This window comes from Lichenifustis flavocetrariae, from assembly GCF_026130545.1.
Lineage (GTDB): Bacteria > Pseudomonadota > Alphaproteobacteria > Rhizobiales > Beijerinckiaceae > Lichenihabitans > Lichenihabitans flavocetrariae.
In genome coordinates, this window is the sequence record NZ_JAMOIM010000004.1 from 1 (window position 1) to 16,152 (window position 16,152).

The 16,152-nt window shown below is 65.3% G+C and carries 14 protein-coding genes and 1 pseudogene; 12 read left to right on the top strand and 3 right to left on the bottom strand.

Annotated elements, in window-relative coordinates; genetic code table 11:
* Positions 1-111 precede the first annotated feature (111 nt).
* Both M8523_RS07440 and M8523_RS07445 read left to right on the top strand, forming a co-directional pair.
* Entirely contained in the window at positions 112-258 is a 147-nt protein-coding gene (locus tag M8523_RS07440; RefSeq protein ID WP_282584220.1) for a hypothetical protein, read from the top strand.
* A 270-nt stretch (positions 259-528) separates the two neighbouring features.
* Positions 529-873, top strand: a pseudogene (locus tag M8523_RS07445) (N-6 DNA methylase); the annotation flags it as partial.
* A 183-nt stretch (positions 874-1,056) separates the two neighbouring features.
* Here M8523_RS07445 and M8523_RS07450 read toward each other — a convergent pair.
* From M8523_RS07450 to dgoD, 3 genes are read right to left on the bottom strand one after another with little or no spacing between them, the layout of a single operon-like run.
* Positions 1,057-1,854, bottom strand: a complete 798-nt coding sequence (locus tag M8523_RS07450) for a FadR/GntR family transcriptional regulator (protein WP_282584221.1) — start codon at positions 1,852-1,854, stop codon at positions 1,057-1,059.
* Positions 1,847-2,620, bottom strand: a complete 774-nt coding sequence (locus M8523_RS07455; protein WP_282584534.1) for an SDR family oxidoreductase — start codon at positions 2,618-2,620, stop codon at positions 1,847-1,849. Before M8523_RS07455 ends, M8523_RS07450 begins: the two co-directional genes overlap by 8 nt.
* A 5-nt stretch (positions 2,621-2,625) precedes the next feature.
* Positions 2,626-3,798, bottom strand: a complete 1,173-nt coding sequence (dgoD, locus tag M8523_RS07460) for a galactonate dehydratase (protein WP_282584222.1) — start codon at positions 3,796-3,798, stop codon at positions 2,626-2,628.
* 245 nt (positions 3,799-4,043) lie between these two features.
* On the opposite strand from dgoD, the gene M8523_RS07465 reads away from it, so the two are divergent.
* The 10 genes from M8523_RS07465 (at position 4,044) to M8523_RS07510 (ending at position 16,109) form a co-directional block, all read left to right on the top strand.
* Positions 4,044-5,021, top strand: a complete 978-nt coding sequence (locus tag M8523_RS07465) for a substrate-binding domain-containing protein (RefSeq protein ID WP_282584223.1) — start codon at positions 4,044-4,046, stop codon at positions 5,019-5,021.
* 87 nt (positions 5,022-5,108) lie between these two features.
* Positions 5,109-6,158, top strand: coding sequence for a zinc-dependent alcohol dehydrogenase family protein (locus M8523_RS07470; protein ID WP_282584224.1), 1,050 nt, complete (start codon positions 5,109-5,111; stop codon positions 6,156-6,158).
* A 26-nt stretch (positions 6,159-6,184) separates the two neighbouring features.
* Positions 6,185-7,099: an aldose 1-epimerase gene (locus M8523_RS07475; RefSeq protein WP_282584225.1), complete on the top strand. Its 915-nt coding sequence runs from the start codon at positions 6,185-6,187 to the stop codon at positions 7,097-7,099.
* Positions 7,096-8,094: an ABC transporter permease gene (locus M8523_RS07480; protein ID WP_428350035.1), complete on the top strand. Its 999-nt coding sequence runs from the start codon at positions 7,096-7,098 to the stop codon at positions 8,092-8,094. The genes M8523_RS07475 and M8523_RS07480 overlap by 4 nt, the downstream gene beginning before the upstream one ends.
* A complete protein-coding gene (locus tag M8523_RS07485; RefSeq protein WP_282584226.1) occupies positions 8,091-9,608 on the top strand; it encodes a sugar ABC transporter ATP-binding protein in 1,518 nt (505 codons plus the stop codon). Before M8523_RS07480 ends, M8523_RS07485 begins: the two co-directional genes overlap by 4 nt.
* 64 nt (positions 9,609-9,672) lie before the next feature.
* Positions 9,673-10,659, top strand: coding sequence for an arabinose ABC transporter substrate-binding protein (locus tag M8523_RS07490; RefSeq protein WP_282584227.1), 987 nt, complete (start codon positions 9,673-9,675; stop codon positions 10,657-10,659).
* Positions 10,660-10,669: 10 nt separating this feature from the next.
* Positions 10,670-12,175, top strand: a complete 1,506-nt coding sequence (araG, locus tag M8523_RS07495) for an L-arabinose ABC transporter ATP-binding protein AraG (protein WP_282584228.1) — start codon at positions 10,670-10,672, stop codon at positions 12,173-12,175.
* A complete protein-coding gene (araH, locus tag M8523_RS07500; protein ID WP_282584229.1) occupies positions 12,172-13,119 on the top strand; it encodes an L-arabinose ABC transporter permease AraH in 948 nt (315 codons plus the stop codon). Before araG ends, araH begins: the two co-directional genes overlap by 4 nt.
* Before the next feature lie 918 nt (positions 13,120-14,037).
* Positions 14,038-14,919 (top strand): AraC family transcriptional regulator, encoded by an 882-nt coding sequence (locus M8523_RS07505; RefSeq protein WP_282584230.1) that lies wholly within the window; start codon positions 14,038-14,040, stop codon positions 14,917-14,919.
* Positions 14,920-15,023: 104 nt separating this feature from the next.
* The gene (locus M8523_RS07510; RefSeq protein WP_282584231.1) at positions 15,024-16,109 is read left to right on the top strand and encodes an ABC transporter substrate-binding protein; all 1,086 of its coding nucleotides are present in this window, start codon (positions 15,024-15,026) and stop codon (positions 16,107-16,109) included.
* Positions 16,110-16,152: the final 43 nt, after the last annotated feature.

Consider the following 16,152-nt stretch of genomic DNA (forward strand, 5'->3'; position numbering starts at 1 on the left):
TCAACAACCGACGGCTTCTCCAGCCCATCGGTAACATCCCGCCGGCGGAGGCCGAAGCCGCCTACTATGCCTCGCTCAAGCCTTCACCTATGGCGGCGTAACTCAAACCAAATGGCCTCCGGCAAACCCGGGGCGGTTCAATCCGCCTCTGCCTATCTCAAGACGCTGGTCGAAGTGGACATCCTGAAGGAGCTGAAGGTCGGCCGGGAAAAGCTCTTCATCAATCCGCGACTTCTGCAGACACTATCGATCCGATAGGTGTCGAGCAACTGCACATTGACGTTGGCAGTTACTCTGCCTCGCACCAGATCAAGAACACTGGTCCCACCTTTCGGTGGGATAGGCTGTGCCGAGCCCTGGGCACCATCAGCCTGCTAAGTGGCTGACGCTCAACAAGTTCGAGCATTTCGAGGCACTTACGGCTACCCGGTGGTATAAACGGCGGTACAAATGCCCTTGATGGTGGCACGTCCCTACAAGCATCCAAAGACCGGAATGTATTGGTTGCGGCGTGCCGTTCCGGCCAGCGGCAACTCGATTGTCTATGATCGCGTCATCGCCGACCGCTTCTCTCTCTATCGCTAGGGGCAGACGATGTGTCGGGCGATGCGGAGAAGCATGGCCACAACTGCTTCATCCATGGCATCCGCCCAAAAACATGCGCGACATGGCCTCAATCCAGCACATGGTGACGACGCCGAAGCCGTTTGGGCCTGTGCGGCGTGGTCATGCCTCATGGCGTGCTATTTCGCGGCTCGGGGATGGTCGGATCCGCGAGGGGATGCTGAAGGCCAATTTGTTCGAGGCGATCATCGGCCTGCCGGAAACCTCTTCGCCAGTACGGGCATTCCCGCAACCGTGCTGATCCTCAGCCTCGATCGCGACGGATAGGTCTGGAACGCCAGGTTTGGCGAGACGAGCTGCGGACGCTGTTCGTCACGTCACGTCATCCTGCTATGGGCTCGACGCATCCATGCTTGCCACGCACCCGGGCGAGGACGGCAGCATGGCGCTCGATGTCGGCATCGCCGGAGCGCCGACCTTTCGGCTCGCAGGTTAATGCAGGTGAAGATCCTCGGCCGCGAGATCGAGCAGGCGGCCCATTGCGGTGCGGGCGCCGGCGGTGTCGCGCATCCGGATCGTTTCCAAGACACGGCCGTGAACGGCAAGCGCCCTCGCTTGACGCTCCATGAATGTATTGGTGATTGTGAAGGAGGCGTTCAGGGCGGCCTCCATCAGTCCTGCGAGACTGCGGAGCACGACATTGTGGCTGGCCGCGATGACGCTGCGATGGAAGGCGAGGTCTGCCTTGCAATAGCCATCGAAATCCTCCGGCACGGCGGCGGACATCGCCGCGAAGGCGGCCTCGATCGCTGCGAGATCGGAGCCCTGGGCGCGACGGGCCGCGAGTTCGGCCGCGGCCGGCTCGAAGATACGGCGCGCTTCGATCAGTCCGGCCATCAGTTCCTCGTCGTCCTGGATGCCGGGGTGCCAGCTCAGGACCGCCGGATCGAGCAGACTCCAGTCCTCCCGGCCCCGCACCCTCACGCCGACACGGCGGCGCGCCTCCACGAGACCTTTGGCCGACAGGACCTTGACGGCCTCGCGAAGCGAGGTGCGACTGACGCCGAGCATGGCGCCGAGTTCCTCCTCGCGAGGCAGCATCTCGCCTGGCTTGTAGGTACCTCCCAGGATCTGCCGCCCGAGCACGTTGACGAGCGAGTCGTGCACACGGCTGCCGTTGCCGGCCTCGCGCTCGCCCGGCATGATCGTGAAGGTGGCTTGTCCGGTGGCGTCGAGCGGCATCGATTGTTCCAGCGCCACGACGGCGACCGGCCGCGTGCCTTTAGTCATGATAAAGCACGGATCGGCCGCCATCGATCACGATACAAGCCGCGTTGATGAACGGCGCCTCGTCGGACGCCAGGAACACCGCCGTCATCGCCACCTCGTCCGGCCGGCCGATGCGCTTGGGCGGATGCAGGTTGTACGTCCGCAGGCGTTCGGCCTCCGGGTCCGGGAAGGTGTTCCAATAGTCGACCGCGATCTGCGTCTCGACATAGCCGGGCGCGATGGCGTTCACCCGCACCCCCCGCGCCGCGTAGTCGATTCCGAGCGCGCGCGTGAGGCCGAGCAGGCCGTGCTTGGCAACCGGATACGGGAAACAACCCGGAATGATGCTGAAGCTGTGCGAAGAGGCGATGTTGACGATGGCCCCGTTGCCGCGCTCCAGCATGGCGGGCAGCGCCGCTTTGCTCATCCGCCACACGCCGTCGAGGTCGACCGCGAAGCAGCGCCTCCATTCGGCCTCGCTGGTGTCGAGCGGCTCGTGGAACACGTTGATGCCGGCGTTGTTGACGAGCACGTCGATGCGGCCGAAGGCCGACAGCGTATCGGCGGCAACGCGTTCGACCGAGGCTTCGTCGGTCACGTCGCAAGGCAGGTACAACGCCGAGCCGCTCTCCGACAAGGCCGCCGCCGTGGCCGCGCCGGTCGCGGCGTCGAGTTCCGCCACCACGACATTGGCGCCTTCCCGCACGAAGGCACGCGCCGTGGCCTCGCCGATGCCGCGCCCTGCGCCGGTGATGATCGCCACCTTGCCGGCAAGCCGGCCCGGCACGGCGCTCACCAGTCCACCACGGTGCCGTCGCCCAGAACGGCGTTCTGCGTGTGCAGCACCTCCTGGGCATAGGGGTGCCGGGCACAGGCCTCCTCGTCCACCTCGACGCCGAGGCCGGGCGCCTCGGGCACCTGCCAGAAGCCGTCGACCATGCGGATCGGGCCCCGCACCACCTCGAAATACCAGGGCACCGCCCCCACCATCTCCTCCTGGATCATGTGGTTGGGCGTCGAGACGGCGAAATGCAAGGCCGCGACGCCCGCGATGGGGCCGAGCGGATTGTGCGGCGCGACGCCCACCCCGACCGATTCGGCATGGGCTGCGATCTTCTTGGCCTCCAACAGACCTCCGCAATGGCAGATGTCGGGCTGAATCACCGCCACGGCGTTGGCGGCCAGCAGCTCGACGAATTCGGTGCGCTCGACCAGCCGCTCCCCGGTCGCCAGCGGAATACCCGTGCGGCCCACGAGCGCCTTCAGGCCCGCCGTATCGCCCGGCGGCACCGGTTCTTCGACGAACATCGGGCGGCCGGGTTCCAGCGCCTGGATGTAGGGAAGCGCCGCCGCGGCCGACGCCGGCCGGCCGTGGAAGTCGACCATGATCTCGATCTTTGGACCGACGGCCTTGCGGAGGGCCTCCATCAGCCGGCCCACCTTGTCGACCTCCGGCAGCGGCGCATGGAAATGCGTGTAGGGGATGAACACCGCCTTGAAGGCCCTGTATCCCTTCGCCATCAGCTCCTGCGCGCGGAGCACCAGCGGATCGGCATCCATCGTCTCATAGACGGCGCGCATGTCGCCGAGCCCGAGGTGCGTATAGACCGCCACCTTGTCGCGGACCTGGCCACCCAGCAGGCGCCAGACCGGCACGCCGAAATGCTTGCCCATGATGTCCCACAGCGCCATCTCGATGCCCGAAATCGCGCTCATCCCGATGGCGCCCAGCCGCCAGAACGACTGCTTCTTCATGACCCGGACCGCCTGCTCGATGTCGCGCGGGTCGCGCCCGACGATCAACGGGGTGAGGTCCTCGACCGCACCGACAACGGCGCGCGTCTTCCACTCGAGCGTTGCCTCGCCCCAGCCGTAAAGGCCGGGCACGTCGGTCTCGACCCGCACGAAGACCCAGTTGCGCATCTCAGCATTGACGACGCGCGTCCGAATGCCTGTGATCTTCAAGCTGATCCTCCTTCGAATTCTCGTTTAGATCGTATCTATCGGTATTTCTATCCGCTACCAAGCGAGAAAGTTTTCTACCGCAGTGCAGCAAGGGAATGACTTAGAACTCCGATGTAAATCTCTTGACCATGAACGCGGTCTGATCGTATCAAAAACGAGTTAGGTACGATCAATTACGAGTGGGCATTTAAAGCGAGGTGTCGGCAGAACACCCGCCCATCATCGTCACGGGAGGACGTTCACCAATGCGATTCACATCGGTTGCCGCCGCTGCGGCCATGACCCTGACGTCGCTCGTTCCGGCGAGCCTGCCGGCCCGCGCCGACTCCACGACGATCGGCGCCATCTATCTGGACGACGTCGGTTTCTATGCCGCGGTCCGCAAAGGCATCCAAGACGCCGCCACGGCGCAGGGCCGTGAGGTCAGCCTGCTCGAAACCAACGCCCGCGCCGATCCTGGCGCCGAGGGTTCGTTCATCGACCGGCTGATCTCGGCGAGCGCCAAGGCCATCGTGCTGTCGGCGGTCTCCTCGGACGGCTCCGTCCGGGCGATCCGCCGCGCCCACGACGCCGGGATTCCGGTGGTCTGCTACAATACCTGCGTCAACGATGACGCGATGAAGAAATACGTCTACGCCTATGTGGTCGCCGACCCCAAGACCTTCGGAGAGAAGCTCGGCGAGGTCGCGGCCGATTACTTCATCGCCCAGGGCATCAAGGCGCCGAAGATCGCGGTGCTGAACTGCGAATTCGTCGAGGTGTGCACCTTGCGACGGGAGGGCTTCGAGGCGGCTCTCAAGGCGAGGGTGCCGGATTATCAGATCGTGTCGAACCAGCGCGGCACGGTGCTGGATCAAGCCGTGTCGATCAGCGATCAGACGATTTCGGCGCATCCGGATGTGAACGCCTTCTTCGGGGAAGGCGGCGAGGCGGGCGTGGGCGCCGTGCGGACCATCAAGCAGCGTGGCCTCGCCGGCAAGATCGTCGTGTTCGGCGCCGACATGAGCATCGCGGCCGCCCAGGAACTGGCCGACAATTCGATCATGAAGGGGGTGGCCGACGTGTCGGGCCAGGGCATCGGCAAGCTCGCGCTGGAGCAGGCCCTCAACGGCGCCGACAAGAAGCCGATCGGCTCCCTGGTGGTGCCGATGACCATCAGCATCTTCAAGACCTCGCAGGACGGCAAGACCTGGCTCGACGCCCACAAGGACGGCTTGTCCTGACCCCAGCGATCGCGCACCGGGGCGCCCGCGCGGCGCTCGGGTCACGAGGGGTCGCGCACCGGCCTGAACCACACCGGACGACACGACATGGACATGATGCTGGCCGCCTACCTTCCGGGCAATTCGACCGTCGACCTGCGCGAGGTGCCGGTGCCGCAGCCCGGCATCGGGCAGGTCCTCATCCGCATGCGGGCGTCCGGCATCTGCGGCAGCGACATCCACTACATCTACCACAAGCACCTCGGCGACGATCCGCGCACCTCCTACCAGGGTGTCATAGCCGGCCATGAGCCTGCCGGCGAGGTCGTCGAGCGCGGGCCGGGATGCCGGCACTTCAAACCCGGCGACCGGGTCGCGGTCTATCACATCTCGGGCTGCGGCTTCTGCCGCAACTGCCGCAAGGGCTTCCAGATCTCCTGCGACGATCCCCTGCGCGCGGCCTATGGTTGGCAGCGCGACGGCGGCCACGCGGCCTATCTCATCGCCGATGAACGCGACCTCGTGCACCTGCCCGACAGCCTGAGCTTCAAGGACGGCTGCTTCATCTCCTGCGGTGTCGGAACCGCCTACGAGGCGGTGCTGCGGGGCAATGTGTCGGGCAGCGATGCCGTCGTGGTCGTGGGCCTCGGGCCGGTCGGCATGGCGGCCCTGATGCTCGCCAAGGGTCGCGGCGCCCGAACCCTGGTCGGGGTCGACGTGCAGCCAGAACGTGTCGAGACGGCCCGGAGGCTCGGCCTGCTGGAGCACGGTTTCGTCGCGGGTCCCGAGACGCTCGCGGCCCTCAACGACGTCACCCGCGGAGGGGCATCGGTCACGATCGATTGCTCGGGCAATCCGCGCGGCCGGGTGCTCGCCCTGCAGGCCACTCGGACCTGGGGGCGCTGCGTCTACATCGGCGAGACCGGGGCTGTGCAGTTCGATGTGAGCGATGACCTGCTCCATCGGCAACGCACGATCTACGGGTCCTGGGTGACGAGCGTGCACAACATGGATCAGTGCTGCGACGACCTCGACGCCTGGGGCCTGCATCCGCACGACATCATCACCGACAGCTTCGGCATCGCGGAGGCGGCCGAGGCCTACGCGCTGATGGCCGGCGGCCGTTCGGGCAAGGTCGTCATCGAATTCACGGACTGACGCAACGCCGGCCGGGACACCGACGCATGGATCTTGCCATCTCCAATGACGATCTCGGCCTCGTGGTCACCACGATGGGCGGGAGCGTGTGGCGTTTCTTCGCGAAACGCGACGGTGCGGAGGTGCCGCTGTTCCGCGCACCGCCGCCCGGCACCTCCCGGACGGCTCTGCAGGCGGGCTGCTTTCCGCTCGTGCCGTTCGGCAACCGGGTGCGCGACAATCGCTTCGAGGTCGACGGCACGGCCTACGCGCTCACGCCCAACATGCCATGGGACCGCCATTACCTGCATGGTGACGGCTGGACGAGCGAATGGTCGGTCGCGGCTCACGAGACCACAAGGCTCCGGCTCGCGCTTCGTCACCGCGATGGCGGCACGCCTTATTCCTATGACGCTGAGCAGAGCTTTACGCTCGAGGGCGCCACGATGAAGCTCACGCTCGCGGTGACCAACCGCGGCGACACCACGCTGCCGTTCGGCCTCGGGTGGCACCCTTATTTCCCGCTGACGCCGCGCACCACGCTGACGGCTGCGAGTCGCTCCTATTGGGACGAGGATGAGAGTTGGCTGCCCACGGTCCAACATGCGACGGCCGGGGACCTCGACTTCCGGGCTGGTGCGCCGCTGCCGCGCCGCTGGGTGAACACCGCCTTCGAGGGTTGGGACGGCCAAGCCACCATCCGCTGGCCCGAGCATGACGCGGAGATCGCCATCGACGCCGACCCGCTTTTTGGGCGCAGCCTCGTGTTCGTCTCGGACCCGGCCTTCGATCCCGGCTATCGCTACGACTTCTTCTGCTTCGAGCCGATGAGCCACAGCGTCGATGCGCACCACGCCGCCGAGGGCGGGGGTTTGCGCCGGCTCGCTTCCGGCGAGAGCCTCGAAGGCGGCGTCCGTTTCACCCTTCGCAAGTCGCCGCACACCACCGGGAGACCTGGATGACCGCCCTGACCGGCACGAACGCGGCACCTCGCCGGAGCTTTCGGCTCGGCACGCTGGAGATGAACGAAGTCGGTCTGCTCGTCATCCTGGCATTGCTCTACGTCGGCTTCGGGTCGACCACCAACGGCTTCATTTCGGCCAACAACCAGCTTTCAATCCTGCGCGACGGCGCCTCGATCGCCATCGCGGCCTGGGCCGTGACCCTGATCATCATCGCGGGGGAGATCGACGTGAGCGTCGGGCCCATGGTGGCCTTCACCTCGGTCTGCCTGGCTTTCCTGCTGCAGGGGCACGTGCCCGTGCTGCTCGCCATCGTGGCGGCACTGGCAATCGGCGGTGCGCTCGGCACGATCGCCGGCATACTGCGGGCATATTTCGGCATGCCGTCCTTCGTGGCGACGCTCGGCCTGTGGAGCGCGTTGCGCGGCCTCGCCTTCTTCTCGACCAACGCGCTGCCTGTCACCTTCCCGGATAACGATTTCCTTGATTCCCTCGCCGACGAGTGGCTCGGCATCCCGGCCTCGGCCGTCATCATGCTGGTGCTGTTCGCGGTCTTTACTTTCATCAGCCGCAAGACAGCCTATGGCCGCTCGGTCTTCGCCATCGGGGGCAACGCCAGCGCGGCCGAGCTCTGCGGCATCCCGGTCGCACGCATCCGCGTCCTGCTCTTCACGACCTCGGGCGCGATGGCGGCGCTAGCCGGCGTTCTGCTCACCGCGCGCCTCGGCTCGGGCAATGCCGGTACCGCCTCCGGGCTTGAATTCGACGTCATCGCAGCGGTGGTGATCGGCGGCACGTCGCTATCAGGCGGGCGCGGCTCGATGCTGGGTACGCTGCTCGGCGTGTTTGTGATCACGTTGATCGGCAACGGACTCGTGTTGCGCGGCATCAACCCCTTCTTCCAGGAAGTCGTGCGCGGCGTCATTATCGTGGTGGCGGTGCTGGCCAACACGCTGGTCACGCGGGTGCGCGAAGCCCGCCGAGGGCTGCGGTGAGCCGGTCGAGCACAGCCGTCATCGACCGGGTGGCACCGGTCGCCACCGTCCATGGCGCGACCAAGCGTTATCCGGGTGTGCTGGCACTCGACAACGTTGCGTTTTCGATCGCGCCCGGCGAGGTCCGGGCCCTGCTGGGCAAGAACGGCGCCGGGAAGTCGACGCTCATCCGCCTGCTGACCGGCGCGACGGAGCCCGACGACGGCGAGGTGCTGATCGGCGGCCGTGCGCTGACCGGCAGCGGCCCGCAGCGGACCATCGAGGCGGGGCGGCTCGGGGTGCGCGCCGTCTACCAGGAACTCAGCCTCATCCCCAGCATGAGCATCGCCGAGAACTTGTTCCTCGGTCATTGGCCGAGCCGCGGCGGCGTGCTCGCGCATGGCGAGATGGACCGGCGCAGCCGCGAGACGCTCGGTGGTCTCGGGCTCGACCTCGATCCGTCCCGCAAGGTGGAGACACTGAGCCCGGCCGAGCGCCAGCTCGTCGAGATCGCGCGGGTTCTAGTGGGCGAGCCCAAGATCGTGATCCTCGACGAGCCGACGAGTTCCCTCGCCGCCGCCGAGGTCGAACTCCTGTTCAAGGCGGTCCGCAAGCTCGCTGCGGCCGGTATCGCGGTGATCTACGTGAGCCACCGCATGGCCGAGATCCGACAGATCGCGGCGAGCGCCACCGTCATGCGGGACGGCAAGGTGGCCGGCACGGTGGAGGTCGCGGGTGCCGCGACGAGCGAGATCGTCCGCATGATGCTCGGCCACGATGCGCAGGAAGAGCACCTCGTCGAGACGGCGTTGGGCGGCGCGGTCGTGCTTGAGGTCGCGGGTCTCGTGTCGCGCCCGAAGGTCGCGGGCGTCGACTTTGTCCTTCGTCGCGGCGAGGTGTTGGGTTTCGCAGGCCTGCTCGGCGTCGGACGCACCGAGCTGCTGCGCGGCATCGCCGGACTCGCGCCGGTTCAGGCCGGCACCGTCACGATGAACGGTCGCGACGTCACCGCGCTTCCCTATGCCCGGCGCGTGCGCGAGGGCCTCGGCTTCACGCCGGAGAGCCGCAAGGAGGACGGCATCCTGCCGCTGCTCGGCGTCGACGAGAACATCGTGGCGGCCGACTTCTCGAAAGTGACGGCGTTCGGGGTGATCTCGGCGCCGCGCAAGACGGCGATGGCGCGCGGCATCATCGAGCGGATGGGCATCAAGACGGCCCGCACCGGCACACCCATCGGCACCCTGTCGGGCGGCAATCAGCAGAAGGCCGTGATCGGGCGCTGGATCTATGCGGATGCGACGATCCTCTTGCTCGACGAGCCGACGCGCGGCGTCGATGTCGAGGCGAAGCTCCAGATCTATGGCATCATTCGCGACTTGGCGGCCTCGGGCCGCAGCGTGATCTTCGTATCGAGCGAGCTCGAGGAACTACCCAACGTCTGCGATCGCGTGCTCGTCCTCAAGGAGGGGCGCTTCGTCGCTGAGTTTCTGGCGCCGGACATTCGGACGGAGGGGTTGATGGCGGCCTGCCTTTGAGGCCGGCGCCCAAGAACACGCGACGGGCGGTGAACGCTCGATGACATAATCGGAGGACATGGCAATGAAGCGCACAATCAAAGTGTTGACGATCGCCGGCTTGATGGCCGGAAGCCTGTTGGGATCCGCCCTCGCGGCCGAGACCAAGATCGGTTTTGTAGTAAAGCAGCCCGAGGAACCCTGGTTTCAGGACGAGTGGAAATTCGCCGACCAGGCCGGCAAGGAGAAGGGCTTCACGGTCGTCAAGATCGGTGCCGAGGACGGCGAGAAGGCGCTGGCGGCCATCGACAACCTCGGGGCACAGGGCGCCCAGGGATTCATCATCTGCACGCCCGACGTGAAGCTCGGGCCGGCGCTCGCCGCCAAGGCCGCGGCCAACAACATCAAGATGATGACGGTCGACGATCAGTTGGTCGACGGCACCGGCAAGCCGCTTGGCGATGTCCCCCACATGGGCATCTCGGCCAGCAAGATCGGCGAGCAGGTCGGCCAGACCATCGCAGACCAGGCCAAGGCGCGCGGTTGGGACCTCAAGGACCTCGGCGTGATCCGGGTCTCCTACGACCAACTGCCGACCGCCAAGGACCGGGTGGACGGCGCGACGAATGTGCTGGTGAAGGACGGCCTGCCGCAGGCCAACATCTACAACGCACCGCAGGACAAGACCGACACCGAGGCCGCGCTCAACGCCGCCACGACCGTGATCAACGCTCATCCCGACGTAAAGCACTGGGCCGCCATCGGCCTCAACGACGAGGCGGTGCTGGGCGCCGTGCGTGCGACCGAAACGGTCGGCATCAAGCCCAATGATGTGATCGGGGTCGGTATCGGCGGCGCCGATTCAGCCATCAACGAGTTCAAGAAGGGCCAGCCCACCGGCTTCTTCGCGACCGTGATCATCTCGCCGAAGCGGCACGGCTACGAGACCGCGAGCGATATGTTCGACTGGATCACCAAGAACCAGGCGCCGGCCAAGCTCACCCAGACGGCGGGCCAGCTCGCCACGCGGGACGACTACGCCAAGGTGCGCGAGGGCCTGGGCATCCAGTAAGGCGGCCGACATGGACGCCGCGTCTCCCGTGCTGCGGGTCGACAACATCGCCAAGGGGTTTCCCGGCGTCCGGGCTTTGAAGGGCGTCTCGTTCACGGTGCCGGCCGGCACCGTGCATGGGTTGCTCGGCGAGAACGGCGCCGGCAAGTCGACGTTCATCAAGATCCTCGGCGGCGACTACCGCGCCGACGAGGGCACGATCACGATGGGCGGGACACCCTTCAGTCCCGCGACCGTCAAGGAGGCCATGGCGGCCGGGATCGCCGTGGTGCACCAGGAACTGCAGCTCGTGCCCGAGCTCACCGTCGGCGAGAACCTGACGCTCGGCCGCTTCCCCAATCGCGGCGGCATCGTGTCGTTCCGCGCGCTCCACGAGCGGGCCGAATCAGCGCTCGCGGCCGTCGGCGGGGGCATCGGCTCGCGCACCAAGGTGGCCCGTCTCTCCATCGGCCAGCGCCAGATGGTGGAAATCGCGAAGGCCGTCATGGAGGATGCCAAGGTCATTGCGCTCGACGAGCCGACCTCCTCGCTGTCCGCCAACGAGAGCGACGTGCTGTTCCGGCTCATCGACAGCCTGCGGGCCCGGGGCAAGATCATCCTCTACGTTTCGCATCGGCTCGACGAGGTGTTTCGCTTGTGCGATGGCGCAACCGTGCTGCGGGACGGGCATGTGGCAGCTCATTTCGCCTCCATGGCGGGCGTCACCCGCGACGAGATCGTGCGGCGCATGGTCGGCCGCGAGATCAAGGACATCTGGGGTTGGCGGGCGCGGCAACTACGCGAGGAGGTGTTGGCGGTTCGCGATCTGTCGGGCGCCCGGCTGCCAGCGCCGGCAAGCTTCTCGATCGCGGCCGGTGAGATCCTCGGCTTCTTCGGCCTCGTCGGTGCGGGCCGCAGCGAATTGCTCCGGCTGGTCTACGGGGCCGACATGCGCCAGGGCGGCACCGTCACGCTCGCGGGCGAGCCGGTGGTTGCCACGCCGAAGGGAGCCATCGGCGTCGGGCTCGTCATGTGCCCCGAGGACCGCAAGGCGGATGGTATCGTGCAAGGGCGATCCGTCGCGGAGAACATCGTCATCTCGACGCGGCGGCACTTCTCGCGGTTCGGCCTGATCGACAGCGCCCGCGAGGCCAGCGTGGCGAATGGCTTTATCGAGAAGCTGCGCGTGCGCACGCCAAGCCGAAAGCAGGACATCGTCAACCTCTCGGGCGGCAACCAGCAAAAGACGATCCTGGCCCGCTGGCTGGCCGAGCCCGCCTTGAAGGTTCTCCTCGTCGATGAACCCACGCGCGGCATCGATGTGGGCGCCAAGGCCGAAATCTACGCCATCCTGTACGACCTCGCCGAAAAGGGGCTCGCGGTCGGCGTCGTGTCGAGCGAATTGCCCGAGGTGATGGGCATCTGCGACCGCATCCTCGTCATGCGCGAAGGGCGCGTCGTCGCCGAATTCCTGCGCGGCTCGTTCGACGAGCACGCCATCCTCGCCGCCGCCCTGCCGGGAGATCACGATCCATGAACCACCTGCGCCGGCTCATCCTGGGCGAGCAGGGCCTTGTCGTGCTGTTCGTGGTCGCCTTCGCGGCCGTGGCGCTGCTGGTCCCCAACTTCTTCACCGAACGCAACATGCTGGGGTTGCTGCAATCGGTCGTCACGATCGGCATCGTCTCGGGCAGCATGATGCTGTGCCTCGCCTCGCGCGATTTCGACCTGTCGGTCGGCTCGACCGTGGCCTTCGCCGGCATGGCGGCCGTCATGGGCTCGAACATGACCGGCAGCGTCACGCTGGGAGTAGGGCTGGCGCTGCTCGCCGGGCTGGTGGTGGGGACCGTCAACGGCGTGGTCATCGCACGCCTGCGCATCAATGCGCTGATCGCCACACTGGCGACGCTGCAGATCGTGCGCGGCCTGGCTCTCATCGCCAGCAACGGCCGGGCCGTGGGTGTGAACGAGCCGGGCTTCTACACGATCGCGCAGACCGTGGTGTTCGGCATCCCCGCGCCGGTCTGGGTGATGGTCGTCTGCCTTGCCGCCTTCGGCTTCGTGCTCAACCGGACGGTCTTCGGCCGCAATGTCCTGGCGGTCGGGGGTAATCCCGACGCGACCCGCCTGGCCGGCGTCGATGTGGTCCGCACCCGCATCTGGATCTTCGCGATCCAGGGCGTGATGTGCGGCATCGCCGGAGTGTTGCTCGCCTCCCGCATCACCAGCGGCCAACCCAACGCCGCGACCGGCCTCGAACTCTCGGTTATCTCGGCCTGCGTGCTGGGCGGGGTATCGTTGGCCGGCGGCAGGGCCGCGATCTCGGGCGTCGTGGTCGGCGTGCTGATCCTGGGGATCGCCGAGAACGCCATGAACCTCCTCAACATCCAAGCCTTCTACCAATATCTGGTGCGCGGGCTCATCCTGCTCCTGGCCGTGATGCTGGATAACCTTCGCAGCCGCGCCTTGCGGCGCTCTTGATTTACAGGTCTGGTCCGCGGCCTCTGCAAATTCATGCAGGTAGTGCGGGTGACTCACAGCGGCTTCCGGGAGCGGTCGCGAGTTTGCTGTGGGTCCGGGATAGGGGCAATGCAGTCCAGCTGCTCTACGGTTCAAGCTCGCCGAGAGCGGAACGGCGACATCTTGAGGGACGCGGCAAAGAGCCGATATGAACTCTTGTGAGTTCCAGTGATGGTGGTTGTCCAAGAGTCGCAGGTCCGAACCGGACAATTTACCTTTTTTCTTGCTGCTCCGGCGCGGTGGATATGTCCGCCCCAGGCTTGAACTCGATCTGGCGAGGCGACACGACTCCGAACGATCTTCATGAGACAGACCGTCGTGGTCTCCTTCGCACGGCCGGCGCGCGCTTGCCACGAGCATCGTCGCGGCCTCGCCCTTGGTCGCGCAGACTGCACAAGCGGCATCATAAAAAGGTAATCTGCTGGCGAGGCTCCGGAGGCAAAACCTCTCCCAACATATGATTTGATCCAAGGCTGGCTACCACAATGCCGCGAGCTGATGAAGCGCACCCGAAGGATAAAGAAGAAGGAAGCAGGTCTTTGCCAGGCCAAGTCTACCAGCGTTGTGCCTCAAACGTCATTTCTAGCCTAAAACATCAATCGGAGTGTCCACGTCATTCAGAAGCGATATGCAATCTGGCGGAACTGTCGAGTGTCTCGGACACCTTGATCCTTCTCTCTTTTGACAAAAAAGTATCGATGCTGCGCTGCAAAGTGCGTAGTCAGGACCGTTTGCATCGGCCATCTTGCTGTCAAGAGTTGGCCCGCAGTGGCCACGGTGCCTGAAAAGCACTCAATCAAGCTTGGGTCCTGGATCAAAGTCTCGCAGCATGACTCAGCCAATGAGCGGCTTAGGGGACGGAACGGGAGGGAGGACGTTTTGGAACCTGATCTCGAACTCGTTGGCGTGCGCGACGATCAGTCGTTCAAGATATGGTCGCACGGCTATCCGTTTCGAACCGTGCGGTGGCATTTCCATCCTGAATATGAATTGCATCTGGTGACAGCGACAGAGGGCGATCGCTACGTCGGGGATCACATTGGACACTTTCGTGCCGGAGACCTGGTTTTGGTCGGGCCAAACCTTCCACACAACTGGATCAGCGAAATCCCTGCCGGCGAGACAGTAGTTGAACGCTGTCTGATCCTTCAATTCACGGGCGAATTCATCAACAGCTGCATGATGATCTTTCCAGAGCTCCGTTTCATGCAGCCGCTTCTCGACGAGGCGGTCAGAGGCGTTCGTTTCGAATCGTCCAGCGCCGAACGAGCCGGCAACCTGATGCGCGAGCTTCTGGAGGCGCAGGATGCGCGCAGGATCGCGCTCTTCATCAGCATCCTAGACGTGATCGGACATGCGGAACAGCAGACACCGCTCGCGAGCATTGGCTTTCAACCGCAACCCTCGGCCTATCTGTCCACCAGCATGAACCTGGTGCTCCAGCACATCGGTCGAAACTTCACCCTCGATCTGAACGAAACCGAACTCGCCAGGCTGAGCCGCCAGAGTGTCAGCACCTTCGCACGCTCGTTTCGCAAGCACACGGGCATGACCTTCGTTCAATACGTGAACGCGCTGCGGATTGAACTCGCATGCCAATACCTCGGTCAAAACGACCTGACCATTATGGCGATCTGCCACGAGGTCGGCTTCAACAACGTTTCGAATTTCAACCGGCAGTTCCTGGCCTTCAAGGGCATGTCGCCCTCGAAGTTTCGCAGCATGCGGCGCGACAGCAGCCGCTTCGCCTCGGCAGCCTGAACCGTCGGGACCATTCCGCGGCGCGATAACACGTTCGCGCGCCACGGATTCCCTCACACTTGAACGTCGATATCTGGCTCCAGTCCAGAGAAGAGGAAACACCCATGATCCAGCCTTTGACCTTCCCACGTTTCGGTGCCGCGGCGGCTTTCGCCCTGACTCTGCTCGGCGGGACTGCGGCCCACGCGGCACCGTTGTCGAACGTGACCGTCGCGTTCCTGATGCCCGACCAGGGCTCGACCCGCTACGAGGAGCACGACCATCCGGGCTTCGTGGCCGAGATGACGAAACTCTGCCCGACCTGCAAGGTCCTGTACCAGAACGCCAACGGCGACGCGTCGCGCCAGCAGCAGCAATTCAACTCGGTGATCTCGCAGGGCGCCAAGGCGATCGTGCTCGACCCGGTCGATTCCACCGCGGCGGCCTCGCTGGTAAAACAGGCGCAAGCGCAAGGCATCAAGGTGATCGCCTATGACCGGCCGATCCCGTCCACCCCGGCCGACTATTACGTGTCGTTCAACAACGAGGAGATCGGCAAGGCGATCGCCAAGTCGCTTGTCGATCATCTCAAGTCGACAAAGGTGGCCGCGTCGGATGTCGGCATCCTGGAGATCAACGGCTCGCCGACCGATGCGGCCGCGGGCCTGATCAAGAAGGGTATCCACGAGGGCCTGGCGGATGGCGGTTACGCAACGCTCGCGGAATATGATACGCCCGAATGGTTGCCTTCAAAGGCCCAGCAATGGGCAAGCGGTCAGATCTCGCGCTTCCAGAAGAAGATCGTGGGCGTTGTGGCGGCCAATGACGGAACCGGTGGCGCCGCGGTTGCGGCCTTCAAGGCGGCAGGCGTCGATCCCGTGCCACCGGTGACAGGCAACGATGCCACTATCGCCGGACTGCAGCTCATCATCTCGGGCGATCAATATAACACCATCTCGAAGCCAAGCGAGATCGTCGCGGCAGCCGCCGCCGATGTGGCGGTCGCGCTGCTCAGCGGCGAGACGCCGAAGGCCGAGACGACGCTCTTCGACACGCCCTCCAAATTGTTCGTTCCAGCGCTCGTCACGGCCGAGAACCTCAAGGCCGAGATCGTCGACAAGATGGTCAACGGCAAACCGATAGAGACCGCGGCGGTTCTCTGCACCGACCGATATGCCGAGGGCTGCAAGAAACTCGGCATCACGCCCTGATCAAGGCCAAACGGACCGCCCGCCGGTTTCGGCGTGCGGTCGA